Annotated in this window: 18 protein-coding genes; 15 read left to right on the plus strand and 3 right to left on the minus strand. The window is 42.8% G+C overall.

The features are described from left to right. Window positions 1–134 precede the first annotated feature (134 nt). On the minus strand, window positions 135–833 hold the full coding sequence (locus BMX50_RS28720; protein WP_091219040.1) for a ComF family protein: 699 nt from the start codon (window positions 831–833) through the stop codon (window positions 135–137). A 23-nt stretch (window positions 834–856) separates the two neighbouring features. Then, window positions 857–1,924 carry a dual-specificity RNA methyltransferase RlmN gene (gene rlmN / locus BMX50_RS28725; protein WP_091219047.1) on the minus strand — a complete coding sequence of 356 codons (1,068 nt, stop codon included), beginning with the start codon at window positions 1,922–1,924 and terminating at the stop codon, window positions 857–859. Window positions 1,925–2,080: 156 nt separating this feature from the next. On the opposite strand from rlmN, the gene BMX50_RS28730 reads away from it, so the two are divergent. Next, window positions 2,081–3,250 carry an amidohydrolase family protein gene (locus BMX50_RS28730; protein WP_091219052.1) on the plus strand — a complete coding sequence of 390 codons (1,170 nt, stop codon included), beginning with the start codon at window positions 2,081–2,083 and terminating at the stop codon, window positions 3,248–3,250. A 207-nt stretch (window positions 3,251–3,457) separates the two neighbouring features. Here the strand turns inward: BMX50_RS28730 and BMX50_RS28735 are convergent, their stop codons facing one another. Next, entirely contained in the window at window positions 3,458–3,979 is a 522-nt protein-coding gene (locus tag BMX50_RS28735) for a YceI family protein (protein ID WP_091219056.1), read from the minus strand. Window positions 3,980–4,221: 242 nt separating this feature from the next. On the opposite strand from BMX50_RS28735, the gene BMX50_RS28740 reads away from it, so the two are divergent. The 14 genes from BMX50_RS28740 (at window position 4,222) to sov (ending at window position 25,503) form a co-directional block, all read left to right on the plus strand. Beyond that, window positions 4,222–4,500 carry an acylphosphatase gene (locus tag BMX50_RS28740; protein WP_091219341.1) on the plus strand — a complete coding sequence of 93 codons (279 nt, stop codon included), beginning with the start codon at window positions 4,222–4,224 and terminating at the stop codon, window positions 4,498–4,500. Window positions 4,501–4,513: 13 nt separating this feature from the next. Then, window positions 4,514–6,058: an oligosaccharide flippase family protein gene (locus BMX50_RS28745; protein WP_091219059.1), complete on the plus strand. Its 1,545-nt coding sequence runs from the start codon at window positions 4,514–4,516 to the stop codon at window positions 6,056–6,058. After that, window positions 6,055–6,489: a dUTP diphosphatase gene (gene dut, locus BMX50_RS28750; protein WP_091219063.1), complete on the plus strand. Its 435-nt coding sequence runs from the start codon at window positions 6,055–6,057 to the stop codon at window positions 6,487–6,489. The genes BMX50_RS28745 and dut overlap by 4 nt, the downstream gene beginning before the upstream one ends. 123 nt (window positions 6,490–6,612) lie before the next feature. Continuing rightward, the gene (locus tag BMX50_RS28755) at window positions 6,613–8,355 is read left to right on the plus strand and encodes a tetratricopeptide repeat protein (protein WP_167668133.1); all 1,743 of its coding nucleotides are present in this window, start codon (window positions 6,613–6,615) and stop codon (window positions 8,353–8,355) included. Then, window positions 8,333–9,118 carry a lipoprotein insertase outer membrane protein LolB1 gene (locus BMX50_RS28760; protein ID WP_091219071.1) on the plus strand — a complete coding sequence of 262 codons (786 nt, stop codon included), beginning with the start codon at window positions 8,333–8,335 and terminating at the stop codon, window positions 9,116–9,118. Before BMX50_RS28755 ends, BMX50_RS28760 begins: the two co-directional genes overlap by 23 nt. A 16-nt stretch (window positions 9,119–9,134) precedes the next feature. Continuing rightward, window positions 9,135–10,445: a murein hydrolase activator EnvC family protein gene (locus BMX50_RS28765; protein WP_091219076.1), complete on the plus strand. Its 1,311-nt coding sequence runs from the start codon at window positions 9,135–9,137 to the stop codon at window positions 10,443–10,445. A gap of 59 nt (window positions 10,446–10,504) precedes the next feature. Further along, complete coding sequence (locus BMX50_RS28770; RefSeq protein WP_091219079.1) at window positions 10,505–10,945, plus strand: Sec-independent protein translocase subunit TatA/TatB; 441 nt, start codon at window positions 10,505–10,507, stop codon at window positions 10,943–10,945. 32 nt (window positions 10,946–10,977) lie between these two features. Next, the gene (locus tag BMX50_RS28775; protein WP_091219083.1) at window positions 10,978–11,154 is read left to right on the plus strand and encodes a Sec-independent protein translocase subunit TatA/TatB; all 177 of its coding nucleotides are present in this window, start codon (window positions 10,978–10,980) and stop codon (window positions 11,152–11,154) included. Between the two features lie 103 nt (window positions 11,155–11,257). Next, window positions 11,258–12,682 (plus strand): Asp-tRNA(Asn)/Glu-tRNA(Gln) amidotransferase subunit GatA, encoded by a 1,425-nt coding sequence (gatA, locus tag BMX50_RS28780; protein ID WP_091219088.1) that lies wholly within the window; start codon window positions 11,258–11,260, stop codon window positions 12,680–12,682. A 66-nt stretch (window positions 12,683–12,748) separates the two neighbouring features. Next, complete coding sequence (locus BMX50_RS28785; RefSeq protein WP_091219091.1) at window positions 12,749–14,023, plus strand: lytic transglycosylase domain-containing protein; 1,275 nt, start codon at window positions 12,749–12,751, stop codon at window positions 14,021–14,023. A gap of 857 nt (window positions 14,024–14,880) precedes the next feature. Next, window positions 14,881–15,249: an iron chaperone gene (locus BMX50_RS28790; protein WP_091219094.1), complete on the plus strand. Its 369-nt coding sequence runs from the start codon at window positions 14,881–14,883 to the stop codon at window positions 15,247–15,249. Between the two features lie 146 nt (window positions 15,250–15,395). Next, window positions 15,396–17,675, plus strand: coding sequence for an NADP-dependent malic enzyme (locus tag BMX50_RS28795; protein WP_091219099.1), 2,280 nt, complete (start codon window positions 15,396–15,398; stop codon window positions 17,673–17,675). A gap of 208 nt (window positions 17,676–17,883) precedes the next feature. Continuing rightward, on the plus strand, window positions 17,884–18,468 hold the full coding sequence (gene ruvA, locus BMX50_RS28800; protein ID WP_091219102.1) for a Holliday junction branch migration protein RuvA: 585 nt from the start codon (window positions 17,884–17,886) through the stop codon (window positions 18,466–18,468). 24 nt (window positions 18,469–18,492) lie between these two features. After that, the gene (gene sov / locus BMX50_RS28805) at window positions 18,493–25,503 is read left to right on the plus strand and encodes a T9SS outer membrane translocon Sov/SprA (RefSeq protein ID WP_244281133.1); all 7,011 of its coding nucleotides are present in this window, start codon (window positions 18,493–18,495) and stop codon (window positions 25,501–25,503) included. Window positions 25,504–25,509 lie beyond the last annotated feature (6 nt).

Consider the following 25,509-nt stretch of genomic DNA (forward strand, 5'->3'; position numbering starts at 1 on the left):
TCATTGCGAGGTACGAAGCAATCGCACGGAAGTATGGCCGCCCTGTATAGCATGCGATTGCCACGTCGCGCCCTTACACCACATTTGCTGCTCCTCGCAATGACAAAGGTTATACCATTAGCAACAAATTAATCCTACACCGCATAAGCTATAGCAGCTATGCTCAACTTCAACCCGGGTACTTTCAATAACTCGGCACCGCAGGCCTCAAGTGTTGAGCCTGTGGTTACTATATCGTCAACAAGTAAAACGTGTTTACCTTCAAGTGCGGCAGGATTTTTAACCGCAAATACATTCTGCATGTTTTCAAACCGGGCAAAGCGCGACCGCTGGGTTTGCGTTTTAGTAGCTACTGTACGCACCAGGCTCTGCTCATCAACAACAGCTTTTAGCTTTTCCGCAAGGCCGTAAGCAAAACAGGCGCTTTGGTTATAACCCCGTTCGCGCAGGCGGCTTGTATGCAGGGGGACAGGAATTATTACATCTGTGGTATTAAAAATATCATTTGAGGCCAGTTGCGCCCCGGCTATACTGCCAAGCAGGTTGCCTATTTGATGCATGCCTTTGTATTTAAAGTGGTGCATCAGGTTCTGGATCTTTCCTCCTTTGTGAAAATAATAAAGTGCATAGACGGCCTCTACATTAATTTTGCCCCAAAACTGCTGGGCTACAACATTGGCAGGCTGCTGATGAAAATTGGTAAAAGGTAAATTAAAGCGGCAATCGCTGCATATAATGTGCTCTCCGGCTACTAAACTTGCCTGGCAGGCCGGGCAAAGCTCAGGAAACAGCAGGGCAGCAAAATCAGCAAGGTAGGCACGCAGTAATTTCATGCCCTTAATTTAATACGGATTTTTTAAACTTCGGCCAGTTTGTCTTTTTCTTTAATGGCAAGCTGCCCGCAGGCCGCATCAATGTCTTTACCACGACTGCGGCGCAGGTGTGTGTTGATGCCTTGTTTGGTAAGGTAGTCTGCAAATGCCTCAACCTTATCTTCGCCGGCGTTGATGTAGCTGGCAAAGGCAATGGGGTTATATTCAATGATGTTAACCTTACAGGGCAGGTGTTTGCAAAACTTGGCAAGTTCTATCGCATCCTGGATGCCATCGTTTACACCATCAAAAATGATGTACTCGTAGGTAACCGGGTTTTTGGTTTTGGCATAGTAATATTTCAAAGCTTCGGCCAATGCCTTTAATGAATTTTGCTCATTAATAGGCATAATGGTATTACGCTTTTCATCGTTTGCAGCATGGAGGGAAAGGGCCAGGTTAAATTTTACCTGGTCGTCGCCCAGTTTTTTGATCATTTTAGCAATGCCGGCAGTTGATACGGTAATCCGTTTAGCAGCCATATTAAGCCCATCTTCAGAAGTAATGCGCTCTATAGACTTCATCATATTGGCATAGTTAAGCAATGGTTCGCCCATGCCCATGTAAACAATATTTGATAAAGGCTGATTATAGTTTTCGCGGGCTTGCTGATCAATTAAAACTACCTGATCGTAAATTTCGTCGGGGTTGAGGTTCCTTTTGCGTTCCATATAACCTGTAGCGCAAAATTTACAGGTAAGGCTGCAACCCACCTGCGATGATACACAGGCCGTCATACGGCCGGGAGTAGGGATTAAAACACCCTCAATTAAATGGTTATCGTGTAAAATAAAAGAATTTTTTATAGTTTTATCAGCACTAACCTGTGAAGAATTAATTTTTACATTATTAATTACAAAATTTGCATCCAGTTTAGCACGGAGTTCTTTTGAAATATTGCTCATCTCGTTGAAAGAAAAGCAAGATTTTTTCCAAAGCCATTCATAAACCTGTTTTGCCCTGAAGCCTTTTTCATCCATGCGGATAAAATGCTCCTGTAAAGCATTCAGACTCAGGCTGCGGATGTCAATTTTATCTTTTGTATTGTTCACAGTGCAAAAGTACTTAAATTTAAAAAAATCTATCTTTTTTTAAAGTCATTCTTTTTGGCTGAATAAAAAACAATAACTAAAAGTTAATTGTACTTATTTTGCAGGATAGTTTGTTTTGAAAAACGTTATGTGTTACGATACCAAGTTTAAATTTTAATGAAAAGTTTTAGAGCCGATTACGTTTTTCCAGTTTATGCCGATCCGATTAAAAATGGTATAGTCACTGTTGATGATCAGGGGAAGATCATCGCTGTTGCCGATAGTAATAAGCACCCGGGAGGAAATGTACAGCAGGTAAGCGGTATTATTTGTCCCGGATTTGTTAATACACACTGCCATACCGAACTTTCACACCTAAAAGATAAAGTAAAACCCAAAGGCGGCCTGGTAAGTTTTATAAAAGACGTACAATCCTTACGCAATACCGATCAGCAGGCAGTTCTTGACGCAATTGTTAAAGCCGATCAGGAAATGTATGATAATGGTATTGTGGCCGTTGGCGATATCTCCAACACTAATAACAGTGTTGAGATGAAGAAACAAAGTAAATTGTACTACCATACCTTTGTTGAAACCTTTGGTTTTTTGCCCGAAAAGGCGACCGAGGTTTTTGAAAAGGCGCTTATCCTGCTCAATGAATTTAAGCCCGGTTCGTGCTCTGTAACCCCGCATGCTCCGTATTCGGTATCAAAAGAGTTATTCAAACTCATCAAAAGACATAGCGATACCGACGATGAAAACCTCATCAGTATCCATAATCAGGAATGTGAAGACGAGAATAAATTTTATCGTTATAAACTTGGTGCGTTTTTAGATCTGTACGAACATTTTGGTATGGATATATCCTATTTTAAGCCGCAGGCCCGTAACTCGGTACAATCTATTATTCCGCTGCTTACCAATAAGCAAAAGGTTTTGCTGGTGCATAACACATGTACCAATTTGAAAGATATTTACTTCATCAAGCGGTTTGACAGGAAGATTAACTGGTGCTTTTGCCCCAATGCAAACCTTTATATTGAAGGGCGTTTGCCTAAAATAGATTTGTTTATTGATCAGGGTTTTAATATTACCCTTGGAACCGACAGTCTTGCATCTAACAATAAATTATGCATCCTGAGCGAAATGCGCGCTATCCAGCAAAAATTCCCTTCAATAAGTTTGCCCCGCCTTGTTGAATGGGGAACCCGCAACGGTGCCGAATACCTGGGGATCAACGATGAAAAAGGCACGCTTGAGGCAGGCAAAACCCCCGGCCTGAACCTGATAAGCGGGCTTGATGGGTTCAAGATCACTCCCGAAACTAAAGTGAAGAAATTGATATAAAAGCAAAAAACCGGCGAAGAGCCGGTTTTTTGCTTTTAATATAACGAATATCTAACTATAAACTATGTCATTGTGAGCGAAGCGCGGCAATCTCGTAGCCAATGCATCTCCGATTTGTATAGCTAAGAGATTGCCACGTCGCCCCGCCGCGCTTTGCTCTACCGCTCCTCGCAATGACATGGATTTTTGCCCTTTGCCCGTTGTTACTTACCCCTTACTCACCGGCACAACTAAATGGATAGTAACCTCCGGCGGAGTGCCGCTTCTGTCGATGCCATATTTTGGAGGCAGCACTTTGAAATCGCCTTTAAATACACCTTCACTGCCTTTATCATCAAAAGTAAAATGGATGGCTTCGGGATTGGTTTTGCCTTTCATGGTTAGCCTGCCGTTGGCAATATAGCCACTGCCGCTTTTTGATACTGAGGTAGATTCAAATTTAATGGTTGGATAGTCGTCTGCGCCCAATGCCGACTTTACGTGGCTGGTTTTAATGAAAAAACCGGTTGCTGCCGTAGTTACATCAATACTTGCCGATATTTTACCGGCTTCGGGATGGTCTTTATCAAAACTGATCTCGGCCTTCAGGCCACTAAATGATCCGCTTACCCTGTGCCCTTCAAAAGTTACCTGGGCCTCATCGCCTTTAACTTTCCAGTTGCTAAAAATCGCAAATGCCGAAAAGGCTGTAAAAGCTATGATCAGCGCCGAAAAAATGATTTTTTTCATAAAATAGATTTTTTTAGAGTTATATCGATCCTGTTAAAATTGTGATATTTTTATTGTAGTTACGCTTGTAAAGTTGAACGGGTTGCTTAGCAGGAAAAAGTTAACTTTGTAATATCTATCTGGAGCCTGTTAATTGTTTTCATATAGATTAACTAAACAATTTTGATAAACAAGCTATTTGGCGCTTCAGGCTTTGTGCGTTTCGCTTTCAGCTTTGATTTAAATACTCACAAACACTGATGATAAAACATCTCAATATTACTGTTAAAGGCAAAGTGCAGGGCGTTTTTTACCGTAAATCAACTAAAGCTGTTGCCGATCAGCTTGGCGTGCGCGGTTTTGTACTAAATGAGCCTAACGGCGATGTGTATATCGAAGCTGAAGCCGATGATACCTTTTTGGATATGTTTCTTGAATGGTGCAATGAAGGACCCCAGGATGCCGAAGTAACTACAGTTGAAAGCCATGAAGGCGAATTGAAAAACTATCGTAATTTTGAGGTTGTTAAAAGGCGCTCATAAATAAATATCATCATTGTCTACCGTTAAAAAATTCGCCGGGCAAACCGCTGTCTATGGTATAAGCACCATTGCCAGCCGGGTGCTCACCTTTATAATGACCCCGCTTTACACGCGGTCTTTCGCAACCGGGGCATATGGTATCATAACTGTTATGTACAGCTATGTATCCATGATGAATGCATTATTGTCGTTCGGAATGGAAACCACCTTTTTCAGATACCTTAATAAACATGAGGATAAAAAACAACAGGTTTATAACAACGCTTTTGCCTCGGTACTTGCCGTAACTGTTATTTTCCTGCTTTGCTCTTTACCTTTCGCGAGCCATTTTGCCGATTTTGTTGACTCGAGCAATGCTAAAAGAATGGCTGCAAAAGGCATCGAGGTTAAAGCCCTTACGGGTACTACGCATGCCGATTTTATGGTGTATGTGTATCTTTTCTTTTCGATAGTTGTTGTCGACGCATGGTGTGCTATACCCTTTGTTAAAATCCGGGCCGAAGGCCGGCCCGGCAGATATGGCATTATCAAACTGGTAAGCGTACTTATTTTTGTTGCATTTAACTTTATTTTCATAAAAGTTATTCCATTTTGGCTCGAACATAATTGGGGGGGCGCAGCGTGGATCATGAAATGGTATATGCCTAAATGGGTAGGTTATGTATTTGTATCCGAATTAATATCAAGCATCATAACACTGATACTGTTAACGCCCGAGTTACTGAAATTGCGCTTTAGTATTGATGGTAAAATGCTGGCAAGTATGTACAGCTATAGCTGGCCGATATTGATAGCCAATTTATCGTACCTGGTAAACGAAAACCTCGACAAGATTTTGCTTAGTAAGCTGCTGCCCGAAAATAGCTTGCTTGACGTTGGTACTTACGGGGCTTGCGCCAAGATCTCTGTTTTCCTGAGTATTTTTGTGAACGCCTTTAGGCTCGGGGCCGAGCCATTTTTCTTTAGCCAGGCCAAGAACAAAAATGCCGGACAAACCTACGCCCGCATCATGGATTATTTTGTGATAACTATCTGCATCATATTTGTGGGCATTGTAGCCAATATCGAGATACTGAAATATTTTATAAAAGGCGAAGATGCAAAACAAACCGCCTTGTACTGGACAGGGTTACGCGTAATACCCCCGCTGCTTTTAGGTTATGTGAGCCTGGGTATTTACATGAACCTGTCGGTATGGTACAAACTATCCGATCAAACCCGGTATGGTTTATACATATCAGGTATTGGGGCAGTAATTACTATTGTGCTTAACGTGATCTTTATTCCTAAATACAGTTACATGGCTTCGGCCTGGATCTCCCTTACGGCGTATGCAACCATGATGGTGCTATCGTACATATGGGGGCAAAAAAATTATCCTATCCCGTACAACTTAAAAAAGAATATAGCGTATATAATTGTCGCTATAGTGTTTGTTTTTCTGTCATTTACGGTATTTAAGCGTAATATTTTTGTTGGAAACGGGCTTTTACTGTTATTTGCGGCCGGGACGCTTTACTTTGAGCGCAATGAGTTAAAAGCTATATTTAAACGATGATAATCCGCGTAATTAATAAATCAAAAAATACGTTGCCTGCCTATGAAACGGCTCATGCAGCGGGTATGGACCTGCGTGCCGATGTAGAAACTACAGTAGTACTTAAACCAATGGAGCGTAAACTCATTCCAACAGGTTTATACATCGAACTACCTGAGGGTTTCGAAGCTCAGATCCGCCCGAGAAGTGGATTGGCATTTAAGCATGGTATCGGCATCGTTAATTCGCCGGGTACCATTGATGCCGATTATCGTGGCGAGATCAAAGTATTGCTGATCAATTTCTCGACAGAAGATTTTGAGATCAATACCGGCGACAGGATAGCCCAAATGGTGGTTGCCAAACATGAACGGGTTAACTGGGAGCAGGTAGAAGTGCTGAACGAAACCCAAAGGGGAGAAGGCGGTTACGGGCACACAGGGAAGGTTTAGGTAGAAGCAAGACTTTTAGAGTCAAGAGACAAGAAAGAAATAGAAATAAGACCATAAGAGTCAAGAAGCAAGAAGATGAAAATCTGCAGCGAAATAAAACATTTAAAAAGAAATCAAGATAAGATGCCGGTTGCGTTTTCTGTCTTGTTTCTTGCTTCTTTACTCTTGCCCCTGGCTACTCATGCTCAACATAAAAAATCCGGCGATAATAAATCCCTCTCATCGGCAGGTAAGGTAATGAGCTACCAGGACAGTGCGTTAGTGAAACAGCTTTTCTTTTCGGCCCTGCGCGAAAAAACGATTGAAAACTATAAGCTTGCTACCGAAATGTTTGAACGCATTTTACAGGCCGATCCTGCAAATGATGCTTCAATGTACGAACTGGCAAACCTTAAACGTCAGCAAAATGACTTTGCAGGCTCCGAGCCCCTTTTGGAGCAGGCTGTAGCTATAAATAAAGATAATGAATGGTATTGGGGCGCACTGGCTGATAGCTATGAAAAAACAAATACCATTGATAAGCTTGAGAATGTTTTTAACCAGTTGATCAGGCTTAATCCCGATAAGCCGGAATATTACTTTGATAAAGCCAATGCTTTCAACATCTTAAAAAGATATGATGATGCGTTAAAAGTATATGATGAGCTCGAAAAGCTTAACGGCCCAAGCGATGATCTTTTAGCCAACCGCCAAAAGATCTATCTAAAGCAGGGCAAAATTGATCAGGCTGCCGCCGAACTGGAAAAGCAGATAGCCGCTAATCCGCATGAGATCCGTTATTACCTTGCCCTTGGCGAAATATACAACTCTAACGGATTTGCAGATAAGGCCTTTAAAACTTTGCAACAAGCCGAAAAGCTTGATCCGCGTAATGGCATGGTGCATTTTGCGCTGGCCGATATCTATCGCGATAAAAAAAATAACGAAGCCAGTTTTAACGAGCTTACCCAGGGATTTGCCATACCCGATATAGGCATCGATCAAAAAATAAATATTATATCAGGATACTTTCCAAAGTTTCCGGATGCCAATGCCAAAGCCAGTGCGCTTGAGTTGAGCCGCATTTTAACTGTAGCTCATCCTAATGATGCCAGGGCTTATGCCATTTATGGTGACATGCTTATCCAGAATGAAAAATACAAAGAAGCGAGGCCGGTGGTAAAAAAGTCGGTACAGCTTAATGATCAGGTATACAATGTTCAGGAACAGTTAGTACGGCTGGAGTTAGGCGATAATGACCTGGATTCGGCTATTAAAGACGGAGAAAAGGCGCTGTCGTTATTTCCTAACCAGGCCTGGATGAACTACCTTGTAGGTGTTGCCTGGGCGCAAAAAAAGGATAATAACAAAGCCGTAGGTTATTTAAAAAATGCTACTTCATTAGAACTTCAGGATAAGCAGCTACTTTCGTTAAGTTTTTCATTATTGGGCGATTGTTATCACGAGCTCAAAAACATTAAGAGCTCTGATGAAAGTTATGATAAGGCACTTACCTACAATCCGGATAATGCATTCACTTTAAACAATTATGCTTATTATTTATCGTTAAGGAATGAGCAGTTGGAAAAGGCGGCAACAATGTCGTTACACTCCAATGAGTTACAACCTAACACAGCATCGTTTGAAGATACTTATGCCTGGATACTGTTTAAACAAAAAAAGTATGCCCAGGCAAAAGAGTGGATGGAGAAAGCCCTGGCGCATGATAAAGATAATAGTGGCGTTAAGTACGAACATTATGGCGATATTTTGTTTTTCCTTGGGAATGCTGATGCTGCCGTAACTAACTGGAAAAAGGCTAAGGGCTTTGGTGAACAATCACCGGTTTTAGATCGTAAGATAAATGAAAAAAAATATAGCGAATAGTTTACTTATAGCTTGCTGCCTGCTGGTAATGGTAAGTTGTAAGGCGCGTAAACAGGTATTAGTTGCCCGTAAGGCCGATTCGACTGCAAAAACCAATGATGTTGTCAGCAAACTGGCAGCCATAAGGTCGAGCCAGGTGAACTTTACAACATTTGCAGGCAAGGCAAAAACCAAGCTTAGCATCAATAACAACAGTAATGATGTTACGCTCAATATCAGGATAGCAAAAGATAAAAGGATCTGGGTTTCTATCACGGCGGTATTAGGCATTGAGGCCGCCCGCGCTGTGATAACACCCGATAGTATCATGATCATTAACCGGCTGCAAAGTGTTTATATTAAAAAGCCATTCAGCTATATATATACTTACGCCAGCAAGCAGGTTAATTATAAAACGCTCGAATCATTGCTGATTGGTAACGCGGTGCCCGAGCTGGTTAATGAACAGGCAACTATTGATCATGCAGATGGCAACACAACCTTGAGTGGAGTTTTGAATGATCTGGTTTACAAGCTGATACTTGGTCCGGATAATAAGGTTACGCAAACTAATTTAGATAATCAAAGCCAGGCGCAATCGTTACAGGTTACCAATAATACCTTTATCCAGGCAACAAACAGGGTACTGCCATCACAAATAGATATAGCATCTGTAGTAAAAGATAAAAAAATACAAGTTAATTTGCATTATACTAAGGCCGATTTTGAAGTAGAGCAAAACTACCCGTTCAGCATTCCTGATGGGTACGAGCCGGGCAAATAATTAATATGTTTACTTGATGAAGTTTATAAAAGCAGTTTTCTTTTTACTATTGGTACTGGCAGCAGTTAATGTTCATGCGCAAAGCAGTGACGAACTGAAACGTCGTAAAGCTCAGCTAAACAAAGAGCTTGAACAATTAAATGAAGATTACAATGAAACTTTAAACAACAAAAAGGCTTCATTAAAGCAACTAAGCATACTCAAGGCGCAGATAAACCTAAGGCAGGAAAAAATAGAGAACATCAACTCGGAGGTGAGGCTTTTGGATAACCAAATCTCTGAGAGCAATAATAACGTACGTAGCTTACAGTCACAGTTAGACCAGCTTAAAAAGGAATACGCAGGTATGATCCTGTTTGCATATCGCAATCAGAGTGCCTATAATAAAATGATGTTCCTTTTTGCATCAAAAGACTTTAACCAGGCCTATAAGCGTTTAAAATATTTACAGCAGTTTGGCACCTACCGCGAGCGGCAGGCAAGCTATATTCAAGGCACGCAAAAAGAGCTGCATGTTAAAATTAATGAGCTTGACCGTACAAAGGACGAAAAAAATGACCTTTTAAAGGATCAGCAAAAGGAAAAAGAAACACTGGGTAATGAGCGTAATAACCAGGTTAAGGTAGTAAGCGATTTGTCGCAGCATGAGGGGATATTGAAGAAACAACAGAAAGACCTTCAGGCCAAGATCGTCAAAACTACCCGTGCTATTAACGACGCTATCCGCAGGGAAATTGAGGAAGCGAGGCGAAGGGCGGAAGAAGAGGAACGACGCAGGGCTGAAGAAGCCGCAAGGCTGGCCGCTGCACGCGCAAAAGCCGAAAATAAGCCTGCTCCCGCTGCACCTGCCCCAGCTAAGCCGGCTGCAACACGCAGTAATTCAAGTGTGTTGAATGCTACACCTGAAGCCGCCAAGCTGTCGAACGACTTTTTGGGTAACCGTGGCGGTTTGCCATGGCCGGTATCAAATGGAATAATTACCCAGGGCTTTGGTACTTATACCACGCCAGAGGGCATCAGGAGCGAAAGTACAGGTGTTGATATCCGTACTAACCAGGGCAGCACTGTAAGGGCTGTATTTGATGGTACGGTTGTAAAAGTGGGAGATGTGAGCGGTACTTACCTGGTAATTATATTGCATGGAGAGTACTTTACTGCTTATAGTAATTTACGGTCGGTAACTGTTGCACGCGGCCAAAAGGTGAGCACCAAACAAGCCATCGGCACGGTAGCTACCGATCCGTCAACCGGTGAAACCGAGGCGCATTTTGAAATTTATAAGGGAACAACTCCGGTTAACCCTAAGATATGGCTGGCGCCTAACTAATTAGTTATGAACTATAAGAAATTTTAATTGTATATATTTGTATCCTTAAATAGAATGCTATGTTAAGTTCAGTTTTGTTATTTTTAAATATTGGTACAGGCGAGATGGTACTGATACTTTTTGCAGCATTAATGCTATTTGGCGGCGAAAAGCTGCCAGGTTTGGCAAAAAGCCTGGGTAAAGGCATCCGTGAGTTTAAAGATGCCTCCGAAGATGTTAAACGTGAGATCAACAACCAGATCAATAATTACGAAGACAGAAAGCCGGAGCCTAAAAAAGAAGAAGCCCCGCTTATAGATGAAAAAGCTTCAGAAGCTCCCGAAGCTACAACTGAGCATGAAACGCCGGTTGTTGAAAATACTGTTCCAAATACAATGCCAATGAGTGGTTACCATGTAAATACTCCTGCCGAGCCGGAACATCATAGTCATATCAATTTAGATAAAGGTACTGCTGAAAATCATTCAGAAACAGAAAAGCACGAAGAATATAAATCTTAATATAATTTAATCATACATAAAAACTTAAAATCATGGGTGGATTAGGCGCACCAGAAATTATTCTGATCATCATTGCGATACTTTTATTATTTGGCGGTAAAAAAATCCCTGAACTAATGAGAGGCTTAGGAAAAGGCGTTAAGGAATTTAAAGACGCGCAAAACGGCGAAGGCTCATCTTCATCATCATCTGAAGAAAAAAAAGCTTAATACCCTAACAGGGATTAGGTTTTACTACCGTTTTTACTTAGTATATGAACTTATCTGTTGATTTATTTCTTATTTCAACAGATAAGTTTTTTATTTTAGCCCCATGGCTAATATTTATTCCTCTTTAACCGAAATAAAGAGCGGGTTGCAACGTGCAGAAATTACTGTTGAAGGTCTTGTAAAAGGCTATTTGCTTGAGATTGAAAAAAATGCTCATTTAAACGCTTTTAATGAAGTGTTTGCTGATGAAGCGTTGGTTGCTGCACAAAATGTTGATAACAAAATAAAAAATGGCACCGCCGGTAAATTAGCCGGTATGGTTATCGGTATTAAAGATAACATCTGCTATAAAGGGCACCAGGTTAGTGCTTCTTCAAAAATCTTAACCGGTTTTACTTCCATATTTTCGTCAACCGTAGTTGAACGCCTGCTGGCCGAAGATGCGGTGATCATTGGTCGCTGCAATTGCGATGAGTTTGCTATGGGCGCAACTAATGAGTCGTCATATTTTGGCCCGGTAAAAAACCATGCCGATGAAACTAAAGTAGCCGGTGGTTCATCAGGTGGATCGGCTGTAGCTGTGCAAGCCGGGATGTGTCATGCAGCTATTGGTACAGATACCGGCGGTTCGGTAAGGCAACCTGCTTCGTTTTGCGGCGTTGTTGGGTTAAAACCTACTTACGGAACAATTTCAAGGCATGGCATCATTGCCTATGCTTCGTCGTTTGACCAGGTAGGGCCCATTACCAAGTCGGTTGAAGATGCAGCGTTATTACTTGAAGTACTTGCCGGTCCGGATGATTTCGACAGCACACTGTCACAAACCCCGCCGCCTGCATCATACACTAACCTTCAAAAACCGGGTAAAAAGAAGATAGCTTACCTTCAGGAAGCGATATCAAGCCCGGGTGTGGATACCGAAGTAAAAGATAACCTTGTACAATACATTGATAAACTGCGTGCCGATGGGCATACAGTTACCCCAATAGCTTTTGAACTGCTGGATTATCTGGTACCAACCTATTATATCCTGGCCATGGCCGAAGCATCGTCAAACCTGGCAAGGTATGATGGTGTACATTACGGATATCGTAGTCCGCTGGCTACCGATCTGCAATCAACCTATAAACGTTCCCGCTCTGAAGGGTTTGGTAAAGAAGTAAAGCGCCGTATTATGCTGGGTACTTTTGTATTAAGCGCGGGTTATTACGACGCCTATTATGCAAAAGCACAAAAAGTACGCAGGCTGATCCAGGAAAAAACTAATGAAATACTGGAAGAGTATGATTTTATATTAGTACCATCAGCGCCGGAACCAGCCTTTGAAATAGGCAAGGAAGAGAAAGATCCGGTGGTAATGTATCTTTCTGACATTTTTACCGTACAAGCCTCACTAACCGGTGTTCCGGCTATATCAATACCTACGGGCAATAACAGCAATGGTTTGCCGTTAGGTTTACAGTTATTAACAAAGCACTTTGGCGAGCAGCAACTGTTAGATTTTGCCAAATATTTTCTCGATCTGTAATAAAAATGATATTTTAGTAAAATGCTGATGCTTTGGGCATTATAAATTAATCAAATCCCTGAATAAATGAAGAGATTATTTACGCTGACCATTTGCCTCTTATCACTCCAACTTTTACAAGCCGAAACAAACACAGTAAATTCGGCAAAATCATTCAAGCAAATAAACCGGGTAACTAAATTTAACCCTGATATTGTAAACGCCGATACTACTATTTTACCGGTGCTTAACCAGTCAATGCCGTTAAGTTCGTATGGTGGTTTGTATAAGCGCAGGTTGGATTCTATCCGTAAAGATATTCAGCTTGATTATAATGAATATGTGCAGGCTTATATCGATCTGTACATGCACAACCGCGATGAGATGGGCCAGGTGGCAGGCTTAACTAAATATTACTTTCCTATTTACGAAAAAGCTTTCCGCGAAGCGGGCATACCCGAAGAAATAAAATTCCTGTCGATAGTTGAATCCAAACTTGATCCTAATGCGGTATCAAGGGTGGGGGCAACCGGACTTTGGCAATTTATGGGTACCACGGCTAAGATCTATGGTTTAAATATGGATAACTATATTGATGAGCGCCGTGATCCTATCCAATCAAGCTATGCTGCTGCTGCCTATTTAAAAGATGCATACCAGGAATTTGGCGATTGGCTGCTGGCCATAGCTTCATACAATTGCGGTAAAAGCAACGTGGAACGCGCGGTTGAAAAAGCCGGAGGTGTAACCGATTTTTGGAGCATTCGTCAGTACCTGCCTGCCGAAACACGGGGCTATGTGCCTGCTTTTATTGCTATGAACTATGTGATGAACTATTTTAATAAACATAACATCGTGGCACAGGCCTGCAATTTTTCTACCCGCACTGATACAGTGATGGTAAAAAGGGTAGTACCACTGAGCAACGTTGCCCAGGCGCTTGATGTTAGTTTGAGGGAGATCACCATTCTTAACCCATCGTACCGGATGGCTGTAGTTAACGGCAGCCCTAAAACACCGCGTAGGCTTATTATTCCGCAAACAGCAAAAGATAATTATGCTGCGTTGTATAATGTGCTAAATGGCGTTGATGTTCCGATACCTGCTGCCCCTAAGCCTGCTGCTTATGCTGCTGTGCAATACGCTTCGGTAAAATCTGAACGTCATATACCAACACATCATAAAGTTAAAAGAGGCGAAACGCTGGCCTCTATTGCCGATAAATTTGGCTGTGAGGTATCAGACCTTAAAGTTTGGAACCATTTAAAAACTAATAAAGCGCCGGTAGGAGCAATGTTGAAAGTATCGGCCGGCGAAGTTGCTGCCAATGTGCAGGATGATGGGCCGTACTCGAAGAATTAAGTTCTTTTAGTCGGAAAGTCCGATGTCCGTAAGTCCGAAAGTTGAAATCCAGCTTTCGGATTTTTTTAGGGGGGGATAAAAATCCGCCGCCGCTCGCCTCCTGACGAGTGGCAACTATCGATCGGCCTCTGGCCGCCGTAGCAAAAGTAGCTTAGCTGTTTTTTAAACTTGCATTCGTTTGCAACGAGCGCTTAACCTGGTTTGACGATTGCATCGCTGGTCGCGTTATAAACGCTAACGCAAGTTAAGCGCTCGTTGCAAACGAGCGCAAGAGAGTAAATTGTTTAAGAAATAAAAAAACATGTATTGCGAGCTTAGCGCGGCAAACTTGTAGCCAATGCATGTCCGATCTGTATAGCTACGGGATTGCCACGTCGCCCCCAATGCTGTTGCCCTACGCAGCTCCTCGCAATGACATGTTTTTTTGTTAACACCATCTAAATATCCTGATAGATTTTTTTGCCCCATCAGGGTCTCTCGCAGATTTAAGTTAACCCGCAAAATTGCTTGTCGCTTAACGGCAAGACGTCGTGTTTTGCCCCTCTGGGGCAAATGGCATTTCTATACTTTTTATGCTACAAACCTTTTGCACCTCTGGTGCATCTGTCCTTAAGCACATCTCTATTAATACCTATTTATTAACCAATAAAAATCCCCCAGAGGGGGAATAGGTTTGTAGAAATAACGTCCCACCCCTTATCCGAACCCCAGAGGGGTTCAACTCGCGCTGATTGGTCAATCGGCAATAATCATTTTGTGGGTTAAGTTAAACTCGCAGAGAACCCTGATGTATACGGCATGTAGTTTCAAAAGCAAAAAAAGCTTCGTAGATTTATTTCAACCAATCATGCATCAACATGGAGAAGCCAAAAGAAACTATTGATGAATACATCGCCGCTTTCCCGGAGGAGGTTCGGCAGAAACTTCAAACTGTGCGTGCTACTATAAAAGCTGCCGCGCCAGATGCTGAAGAAGCTATCAAGTACGCCATCCCAACATTTATTCTTAATGGTAACCTGGTGCACTTTGGAGGCTTTAAAAATCACATCGGCTTTTATCCAGCACCACAGGGGTTGGAAGAATTTAAAGAAGAACTTTCGGGTTATAAAGGGGCTAAAGGATCGGTTCAATTCCCGCTTGACGAACCTATGCCACTTGAGCTGATCACTAAAATTGTAAAGTTCAGGGTGCAGAAAAATATGGAAAAGGCAAAGAAGAAAAAATAGAATATTGCCAAATCCATTCTTTTAAACACATCTTATCAAAACATTAACCGTATTTTATCCTCTTTTTAGCATAATCGTAAAAAGGGGCTTTTTTATGCTTGTTCCGTAAAAAGAATTGTAATTTTGGGCGCTTCAATTTGAAAAAAATGAATAAAACTAACCGAAAACAGGACGCGCTAAACTACCACTCGCAAGGCCGTCCCGGGAAGATACAAGTTGTACCTACCAAACCAACAAATTCGCAGCGTGACTTAACCATGGCCTACTCTCCAGGTGTAGCCGAACCATGTTTAAAGATTGCCGACAATACCGAAGATGTTTATAAATATACCGCCAAAGGTAACCTGGTAGCTGTGATCAGCAATGGTACTGCCGTACTTGGCTTAGGCAATATTGGTCCTGAAGCCAGCAAACCGGTAATGGAAGGGAAGGGCCTGCTGTTTAAGATCTATGCTGATATTGATGTATTCGACCTTGAGCTGAATGCCAAAAGTGTAGATGATTTTGTGAACATTGTAAAAGCACTTGAACCTACTTTCGGCGGCGTAAATCTGGAAGATATCTCGGCTCCAACCTGCTTTGAAATTGAGCGCAGGTTAAAGGCCGAAATGAATATCCCTGTAATGCATGACGACCAGCATGGTACCGCCATTATATCCGGCGCAGCTTTAATGAATGCCTGCGAAATTCAGGGTAAAAAGCTGGATAAGATAAAAATGGTCGTTAACGGCGCCGGCGCGGCAGCCGTATCCTGCTCAAAAATGTACCTGTCATTAGGGGTTAAAAAAGAGAACCTGGTGATGTTTGACATTAACGGGGTGTTAAACCAGGAGCGTACCGATCTTGACGATATCAGGATGGAGTTTGCTACCAACCGCAAAGATGTTAAAAACCTTGCTGATGCCATGAAGGATGCCGATGTGTTTGTTGGTCTTTCGGCAGGTAACGTGGTAACGCCCGATATGTTGAAAACCATGGCTAAAAAGCCTATTGTTTTTGCTATGGCCAACCCGGTGCCCGAAATTGACTATGACCTTGCAGCGGGCACGCGTGATGATATCATTATGGCAACCGGCCGTTCCGACTTTCCTAACCAGGTAAACAACGTGCTCGGTTTTCCTTACATTTTCCGCGGGGCGCTTGACGTAAGGGCTACTGCCATTAACGAGGAAATGAAGATTGCCGCAACGCATGCTATAGCCGAATTAGCTAAAAAGCCCGTTCCGGAAGCGGTTAACCTGGCCTATAACCTTACCAACCTCAAATTTGGTAAAGACTATATTATCCCTAAGCCGATGGATCAAAGGTTGATCACCGAAGTATCTATGGCGGTGGCAAAAGCTGCCATTGATTCGGGGGTAGCCCGTAAGGTGATTGCCGATTGGGATGCTTATGCCGAGGAACTGAGGGTACGCCTGGGTACCAACGATAAATTGCTGCGTAACCTTACAGCTAAAGCTAAGCAGGATCCTAAGCGCGTTGTATTTGCTGAGGCTGATAACTATAAGATCTTAAGATCGGCACAGATCGTAAAAGAAGAAGGGATCGCTACCCCTATTTTGCTGGGCAATATCGACAGGATCAAAAAGATCATCCGCGATAATGACCTTGATTTGGGTGATGTACATATCATTGATCCGCGCGAGGGCTGTGAACATATTGATGAATATGCGCAATACCTATACAATAAGCGTCAGCGCAGGGGTGTTACCTTGTATGAAGCTAAAAAACTACTGGTAGACCGTAACTATTATGGCGCCTGCATGGTGCAGTTTGGCAGGGCTGATGCTTTGATCTCCGGCTTAACCAAAAACTATGTAACCACGGTAAAACCCGCATTGCAGATCATCGGCACCGAAGAAGGGGTTAACCGTGTTGCCGGTATGTACATGATGATCACAGCTAAAGGGCCTGTGTTTTTTGGCGATACAACAGTGAATGTTAACCCGAGTGTTAATGACCTGGTTGATATTACTGTACTGATTGAACGCTCGGTGAAGCAATTCAACATCAGCCCGAGAATTGCGGTATTATCATACTCCAACTTTGGATCAAACGAGGGAGAAGTGCCTGAAAAAACGCGCGAAACAGTGGCGATACTACATGAAAAATATCCCGACATGGTTGTTGACGGTGATATGCAGGCCAACTTTGCATTGAATGCCGATTTGCTTGATGATAACTTTCCGTTTTCAACGCTTAACGGCAAGCCGGCAAATACGCTGATCTTCCCTAACCTGGAATCGGGCAATATAGCCTATAAACTTTTACAGGAAATTGGTGGGGCCGAAGCCGTTGGGCCAATATTGGTTGGCTTAAAGAAATCGGTACACGTGTTGCAATTGGGCAGTTCGGTACGTGAAATTGTAAATATGGTAACCATTGCAGTGGTTGATGCCCAGGCAAAAGCCGCTACTAATAGTTAATATATAAAGTAATAAATAATACATTTTTTAATAAAGACGCTGGTATTTAAATGCTTAGCGTCTTTATTTTTTTAGGTGAGTATATAGCTGCTTTTTGTTTGTCATTATATGAACATAATGACGCCGGAATTTTATCTTTGGATAATCACTGTAAAGGCTGTTTTGCCATTAACATCATTGTTTAATAAACTTAATAAAGTAATAATATATGTATGATTATATTAGTGGAAAACTAATGTTCAAAAGCCCGTCGTATGTGGTTATAGATGCGGGAGGGGTGGGGTATCATATTAATATTTCGGTAAATACCTATTCGGGCATCGGCGACGACGAAAAATGTAAACTCTTTGCGTGGTTGCACGTAAAAGAGGATGCGCATACGCTTTATGGCTTTGCTACAGAGGGTGAGCGCAGATTGTTCTTACATCTGATCTCTATTTCGGGTATCGGGCCAAATACGGCAAGGATGATGTTATCATCCATAAGCCCGGCCGAGATCCAGGTTGCTATTGTGAATGGTAATGTATCATTGATACAGCGGATAAAAGGGATTGGCCCTAAGTCTGCCCAGCGTATCATTTTGGAGCTGCAGGATAAGCTGCGTAAGGAAGGTCCTGATACTTTGACGGTTGTGCCGGTAAGCCAAACTGTTAAGGACGAAGCCCTTTCGGCATTGGTGATGCTGGGTTTTGCGCGTAATGCAGCCGAGAAGGTATTAGATCAGGAGATAAAGAAAAATAATGGTGAATTAACGGTTGAAGAGCTTATTAAGTTCGCGTTAAAAACTCTATAATTACGGATAAATATCTACTAACTTTTGACCAAAGTATTTACTTATAAGACACTTATAAGTGTGTTGTTCATTGTGGTGTTCGGGGGGCTGGGTAATGTGTATGCACAACAAAAGCCCTCGCCTGCGGCTAAAAATGATACAACCAAATCAAATGCACCAATAAACCTAACCGCGCCACGAAGCCAGCGGATGAGGGAAGGTATTTTCAATGCCGACCCGGCAGGCCTGGTGCGTACTATTGAATATGATCCGGCTACAAACCGCTATATTTTATACGAAAGGGTAGGTAATTTACTTTACCGCCCGCCGCAATACCTCACTTTCGAGCAGTATTTAAAACTTAAAGAAAGGTCAACCCAACGGGGCTATTTTCAGCAACTGGCAGATAATTATGCTTATGATTCGCAGCAGCCGGGCTTTATTCCGCCTATAAAGGTGAGGAGCCATACGTTTGAGCAGATTTTTGGCAGCTCGGTTATCGATATCCGCCCGCAGGGATCGGCAGAGATGATCATGGCCGGGCAGGTAAATAAAAACCAAAATCCACTTTTTAATACCCGGCAGCGCAGTCAGTTCAACTTTAATTTTGATCAGCGCATCCAGTTGAACGTAACCGGTAATATAGGCGATAAATTAAAGATCACCACTAACTATAATACCGATGCGCAGTTCCAGTTTGAAAACCAGATCAAGCTGGATTATACAGGCTCGCCCGATGAGATCATCCAGAAAATTGAAGCCGGTACTGTTAGTATGCCGCTTAATACCACGCTGATTACTGGTAGTCAGGCACTTTTCGGCGTAAAAACCAAACTGAAATTTGGCCGGCTGGATGTTACCAGTATCTTTTCGCAGCAGCGCTCACAGTCAAAAACGATAACCATTACCAACGGATCGCAACAGGGGGAGTTTCGTTTAACACCTGCCGATTACGAAGCCAACAAACACTTCTTCCTGTCGCAATATTTCAGGAATAATTATAACCGGGCACTGGCCAATATTCCCATTATCAGCTCAAACGTTAACATTACCAAAATTGAGGTCTGGACAACTAATCGTACCAACGTAACCACCGATTCGCGGGATATCTTAGCGTTTATCGACCTTGGTGAAAATAATCCTTATAATAAAACGAGAATTGTTGGTGGCGGCAGTGCGCTGCCTGCCGGCTTTAAAGGGCCCGGTTTTGCACAGCAGTCAAACAACTTGTTAACCGTTTTGCCGCAAAATGCAAGGCTCACCAACTCCAATGATGTTGCCAGCTTTTTCCAGGGATCGGGCAGTACGGATAACTATTCAAAATTAACATATGCCCGCAAGCTTACTGATAAGGAGTATACCCTGCATCCGCAATTGGGTTATATCTCCTTAAATTACCCCTTAAATAATGATGAGGTTTTGGCAGTTGCTTACCAGTATACCGTTAACGGTGTACAATACCAGGTGGGAGAGTTTAGCAGCGACGTGGCAGTTAACCCAAATACGCCCAATGTACTGTTTGTGAAATTGCTTAAAGGCGAGCTGCTGAAAACCAACCTGCCAACCTGGGATCTGATGATGAAAAACATCTATTCCCTTGGTGCATTTCAGATAGCGCCTACCGATTTTAAACTGACAGTTACCCGCCTCGACGATAAAACGGGGATTGAAAAAACAGTGATGGAAGAAGGGCAAAACCTAAAAGGTAAGCTATGGCTTCAGGTAGCAGGGCTTGATAACCTCAACCAGCAAAGCGACAAAAAGCCCGATGGCTACTTCGACTTTTTGGAGGGGATCACCATCGATTCACAAAACGGGCGAATCTCGTTCCCGGTAGTGGAGCCCTTTGGTTCGGACCTTGCATCAAAATTTACCGCTGGCGAAACTGACCTGGTTAAACGATACGTTTATCAGCCATTGTATGATTCAACCAAAACCATCGCGCAGCAATATTTTCCGGCTTTAAACAGGTATGTGATTAAGGGAACCTATACTTCAACGGGAGGTTCTGAATACCAGTTAAACGCGGTCAATATTCCGCAGGGTTCGGTAATAGTAACCGCCGGTACAGTAAAGTTAACTGAGGGTAACGATTATACGGTTGATTATAATGCCGGGCGGATCAGGATCCTGAACCAGGCGTTGTTATCTTCGGGTCAGCCTATTACTGTGAAATTAGAGAATAATGAATTGTTTGGTGTACAACAAAAGTCGTTATACGGTACAAGGCTTGATTATCATGCCAGCGATAAACTTCAATTAGGTGCTACCTTGATGCACCTTACCGAGCAGCCCATCACGCAAAATGAAATTGCGGGCGAAGAGTCCATATCAAACACCATTTGGGGTTTTGATGCCAACTATAGTTCAAACTCCAGGTTTTTAACCAGATTGGTTGATAAAATTCCCGGTATTCATACCAAGGTGCCATCATCCATTAATTTTTATGGCGAGTTTGCCAAACTGATGCCTGGCAGCCCAAGTGCATTGAATTTTGCAGGCTCAAAAAACGGTACATCCTATCTTGATGATTTTGAAAACAGCCAATCGGTAATAGATATTAAAGGAGCAAACAGCTGGCAAATTTCTGGTACCCCGCAGTTGTTTGGCGAATCGGCTTTGTTCGATAATTTGAGTTATGGCTACAATCGCGCACGGTTAGCGTTTTACAATATCGACCCTATATTTTATACCAGCGCAGGATCTATCCCAATATCCAAAAGCGAACTTTCCAACCATTATGTAAGGCAGGTAATTGAGCAGGAAGTTTTCCCTTATAAGCAATCGGCTACCGGACAGCCGCTTAGCCTGGCTACCCTGAACATGGCTTTTTATCCAACCATCCGCGGGCCGTACAATTATGCTACCACCGGCATTAATCCCGATGGTACTTTGCAAAATCCCAAAACACGCTGGGGCGGTATGTTCAGGAAACTGGAAACTAACGATTTTGAATCATTAAACGTATCATATATTGAGTTTTGGGTGCTCGATCCGTTTATTTACAAACCAAATTCGGCCGGTGGCGACCTGTACTTTAACTTAGGCTCCATCTCTGAAGATATCCTGAAAGACGGCCGAAAAAGCTTAGAAAACAGTTTGCCTGTTGATGGCGATATGACCAAGGTTGATGAGACCAACTGGGGCAGGGTATCCAAGTTGCAGCCGGTTATCAACGCTTTTGATAATAACCCTGATGCCCGTAAACTGCAGGACGTTGGTTTAGACGGTATGAACGACCAGGATGAGCAAACTAAATTTGCGCCCGTTGTTCAGCAGATCAAAGGACAACTGAATGCACAGGCCGCAACCACGTATGCAGCCGACCCATCATCTGACGATTATCAGTATTACCAGGGCCCGGCGCTTGACCAGGCCCGCGCCGGCATTCTTGACCGTTATAGCAAATACAATGGTACTGATGGTAACTCTAAAACAGCACAGCAATCACAAGCCGAACTTGGTTTGCAAAACTCGGCTTCTACCTCCCTGCCCGATGGTGAGGATATTAACCGTGACAACAACATGAGCCAGGAAGATTCATACTTCCAGTATAAAGTATCTATGCGCCCTGCCGATATGGTTGTTGGGCAAAATTATATCAGCGATAAGGTTACCGCCCAGGTGAAACTACCCAATGGTACAACGCAGGCGGTTAACTGGTATCAGTTCCGGATCCCTATTACCGATTACCAGTCGAAAGTGGGCAACATCCAGGATTTTAAGGCCATCCGTTTTATGAGGATGTTCATGACCAACTTTGCCGATACCGCTGTGCTTCGTTTTGCTACTTTAGAATTGGTGCGCGGTGAGTGGCGTGCTTTCAATACTGAAAAGAATCCGTTGAACGTGATTGCCGACCCGGCTATCTCAAACCCGCCGATAGATAATTCGACCATTGATGTGCAGGCAGTAAATATTGAGGAAAATGGTAACCGTACACCTATCCCTTATGTAGTACCTCCGGGTATTAACCGTCAGCGTAATTACAATAACCTGCAAACCAATACCAAGCTTAACGAGCAATCGCTGTCGTTAAATGTTAAAAGCTTACGCGATGGATATTCAAGGGCTGCTTTCCGTACTTTTTATAACGATTTGCGTAAGTACAAACGAATGCAAATGTTTATTCATGCCGAAGGCGATTATTTGAAAGATAATGATCTGAACGCATTTATCCGTCTTGGTGTTGATTACCAGGATAACTATTATGAGTACGAACTGCCTTTAAAAATAACCCAGCCGGGCACCAGCGACGCGGCATCTATCTGGCCCGATGTTAACCAGATGGACCTCGAACTTGATTTGCTTGTGCGCGCAAAGCTGGCACGTAACCACTCCAACGTAGCATACAATCAGCTATTCAAATACACCGAAGGTGATAAGGTGGTTTATATTAAAGGCCAGCCCGATTTAAGTAAACTGCGTACTATTATGCTTGGTGTGCGCAACCCTTATAAAGGAACAAATGCCATACCGGATGACGGGCTGGATAAATCAGGTACCGTTTGGTTTGATGAGCTGCGCCTTACTGATTTTGATCAGCGTGGCGGATGGGCCGCCACCGCGAGGATGGATGCCAAGCTTGCCGACTTTGCCGATATAACCGTATCTGGCAGTAAAACAACCATTGGTTTCGGTACCCTTGATTCGCGACTGAACGACAGGAGCCAGAGCGATGACCAAACCTATGATGTATCGGCCAATGTTGAGCTGGGTAAGTTTTTCCCGGATAAAAGTGGTATTCATATTCCCGCTTATATCAATTTATCGTCGCAAAGAAGCATGCCGCAATATGATCCCGGCGCGCCCGATGTTGAGCTAAAGGCATCGCTTGCTGCTGCTACAAGCACCAAAGAACGTGACTCTATCAGAAATGCGGCTATCGATATTACTACTCGTAAAAGTATCAACTTTACCAATGTACATAAGGCGCGTACCAATCAAAACGCCATAAACCATATTTGGGATATCGAAAATTTTAATGCCAGCTATGCTTACACCGAATACAATCACCATGATTTTGTGACGCAGAATGATGTAGAGAAAACATATAACCTTACACTGGCTTACAACTACACCAATCAACCCAAATACTATAGCCCTTTTGCCAAGATCATTAAGAGCAATATGCTGGCCTTGTTCCGGGACCTCAACTTTAGCTTGCTGCCGTCGCGGTTAAATTTCAGTATTAATTTCGATCGTTTTTATTCCGAGAATACCCTGCGCGATAATGATCCTAATAATTATATCCCCATTCCTACAACTACGTTCAACAAATATTTCAACATAACCCGTGTTTATGGTATAGGCTGGAACCTGTCCAAATCACTGCAAATGGATATCGACGCTACAAATCTTTCGGTTGTAGATGAGCCTGCCGGGCGCATCAATGGTTTAAAGCGCGATACGCTTTGGGATAACCTGAAAAAATTGGGTCGAACAACCAATTATAACCACACCATTAACTTTAACTATACGGTACCTATCAATAAAATTCCGGGGTTGGATTGGGTGTCGGCTGTGGCACGTTATAGCACCCACTTTAACTGGCAAACACAACCGCTGTTTGCTATTAACAGTACCGATTATGATGTAGGTAACAGTATTCAAAATTCAAGGGCAATTCAACTTAATCCAACCTTGAACATGGTTTCGCTGTATAATAAGTTTCCTTTTATCCGCAAGGCCAATAATCCAAACAAAAAGAGCAACATCCTGATAGGGCTGTTAACCAGTATTAAAAACCTGAGTGCTACTTATACCCGAACGCAGGGTACATTTTTACCAGGCTATTTACCGCAGTCGGGCTTTTTTGGTGCCGATGGCAGCGCTCCCGGTTTAGGCTTTTTATTAGGCAGCCAGACAGATATCCGGGCTAAGGCAGTCGCCAACGGCTGGATCACTAAGGATACCCTGCAAAATCAGTTATATACCACATCGCTAAATGAAGATATGCATTTCAGGGGTATCATCGAACCTTTTAAGGACCTGCGTATCGAGCTTACCGCCTTTAAAACCCAGGACCATAATTACCAGGCAAACTTTAAATACCTGGCATCAAGCAATAGCATTGAAACCTTAAGCCCGGTTACATCGGGTAACTACAGTGTGTCGTTCCTGACCATTGGTACCGCCTTTGAATCGGCAAAAGGGATTAACAACGTGTCAAGTACTTTCCAAAAGTTTTTAGATGCCCGTACGGTAATATCTCAAAGACTGGGGCACACCAATCCAAACTCAAGTGGTGTTACCGATGGATATGCTGATGGTTACGGGCCAAATTCACAAAACGTATTGGTGCCTGCGTTTTTAGCTGCTTATGGAGGTAAAAATGCATCGGGCAGTAACTTGTCGCAATTTCCTAAAATCCCTATCCCTAACTGGCAGGTTACGTATAACGGGCTAAGCAAGATTTCCTGGTTCCAGGATATTTTTGATTCGTTCGATCTGAGCCACGGTTATCGCTCGTCATACAATGTAAGTGGTTTTACATCATTGCTACAATACCAGGAAGCTCACGGAGCATCTTCGGCGCGCGATTTAAACAACGACTTTCTGCCGCTGTACCAGTTTTCGCAGGTTACTATTTTTGAGCAGTTTGTGCCGTTGCTGGGTGCAAGCATGCGTTTCAAGAACAGTATGACCGCCAATGCCGAGTTTCGTCAAAGCCGTTCGTTAAGCCTGAGTATGCTTAACAGTCAGCTGGCACAGCAAAATGAAAAGATCATAGTTTTGGGCTTTGGCTACCACACCAAAGATTTTCATTTCCCGTTTGGCTGGTTTGAGGGCCTCCAGCATAAGGATGTAAACTTCAAGCTCGATTTTTCGCTTCGTGATAATAAAACGCTTATTTATCGGGCAGATGTTGAATCGGCCGAGATCTCATCAGGTGCGCAGAACATTACTGTCAGGCCGTCTATTGATTATGTGATCAACCAGCGCTTTAACCTGAATTTATTTTACGATTCAAATCTTACCAAACCCTATACCTCGCAAACGTTTAATACATCATTTACCAATTTTGGCATTAATTTGAAGTTGTTGTTGCAATAAGATTGA

The sequence above is a fragment of the Mucilaginibacter gossypiicola genome, from assembly GCF_900110105.1.
GTDB lineage: Bacteria > Bacteroidota > Bacteroidia > Sphingobacteriales > Sphingobacteriaceae > Mucilaginibacter > Mucilaginibacter gossypiicola.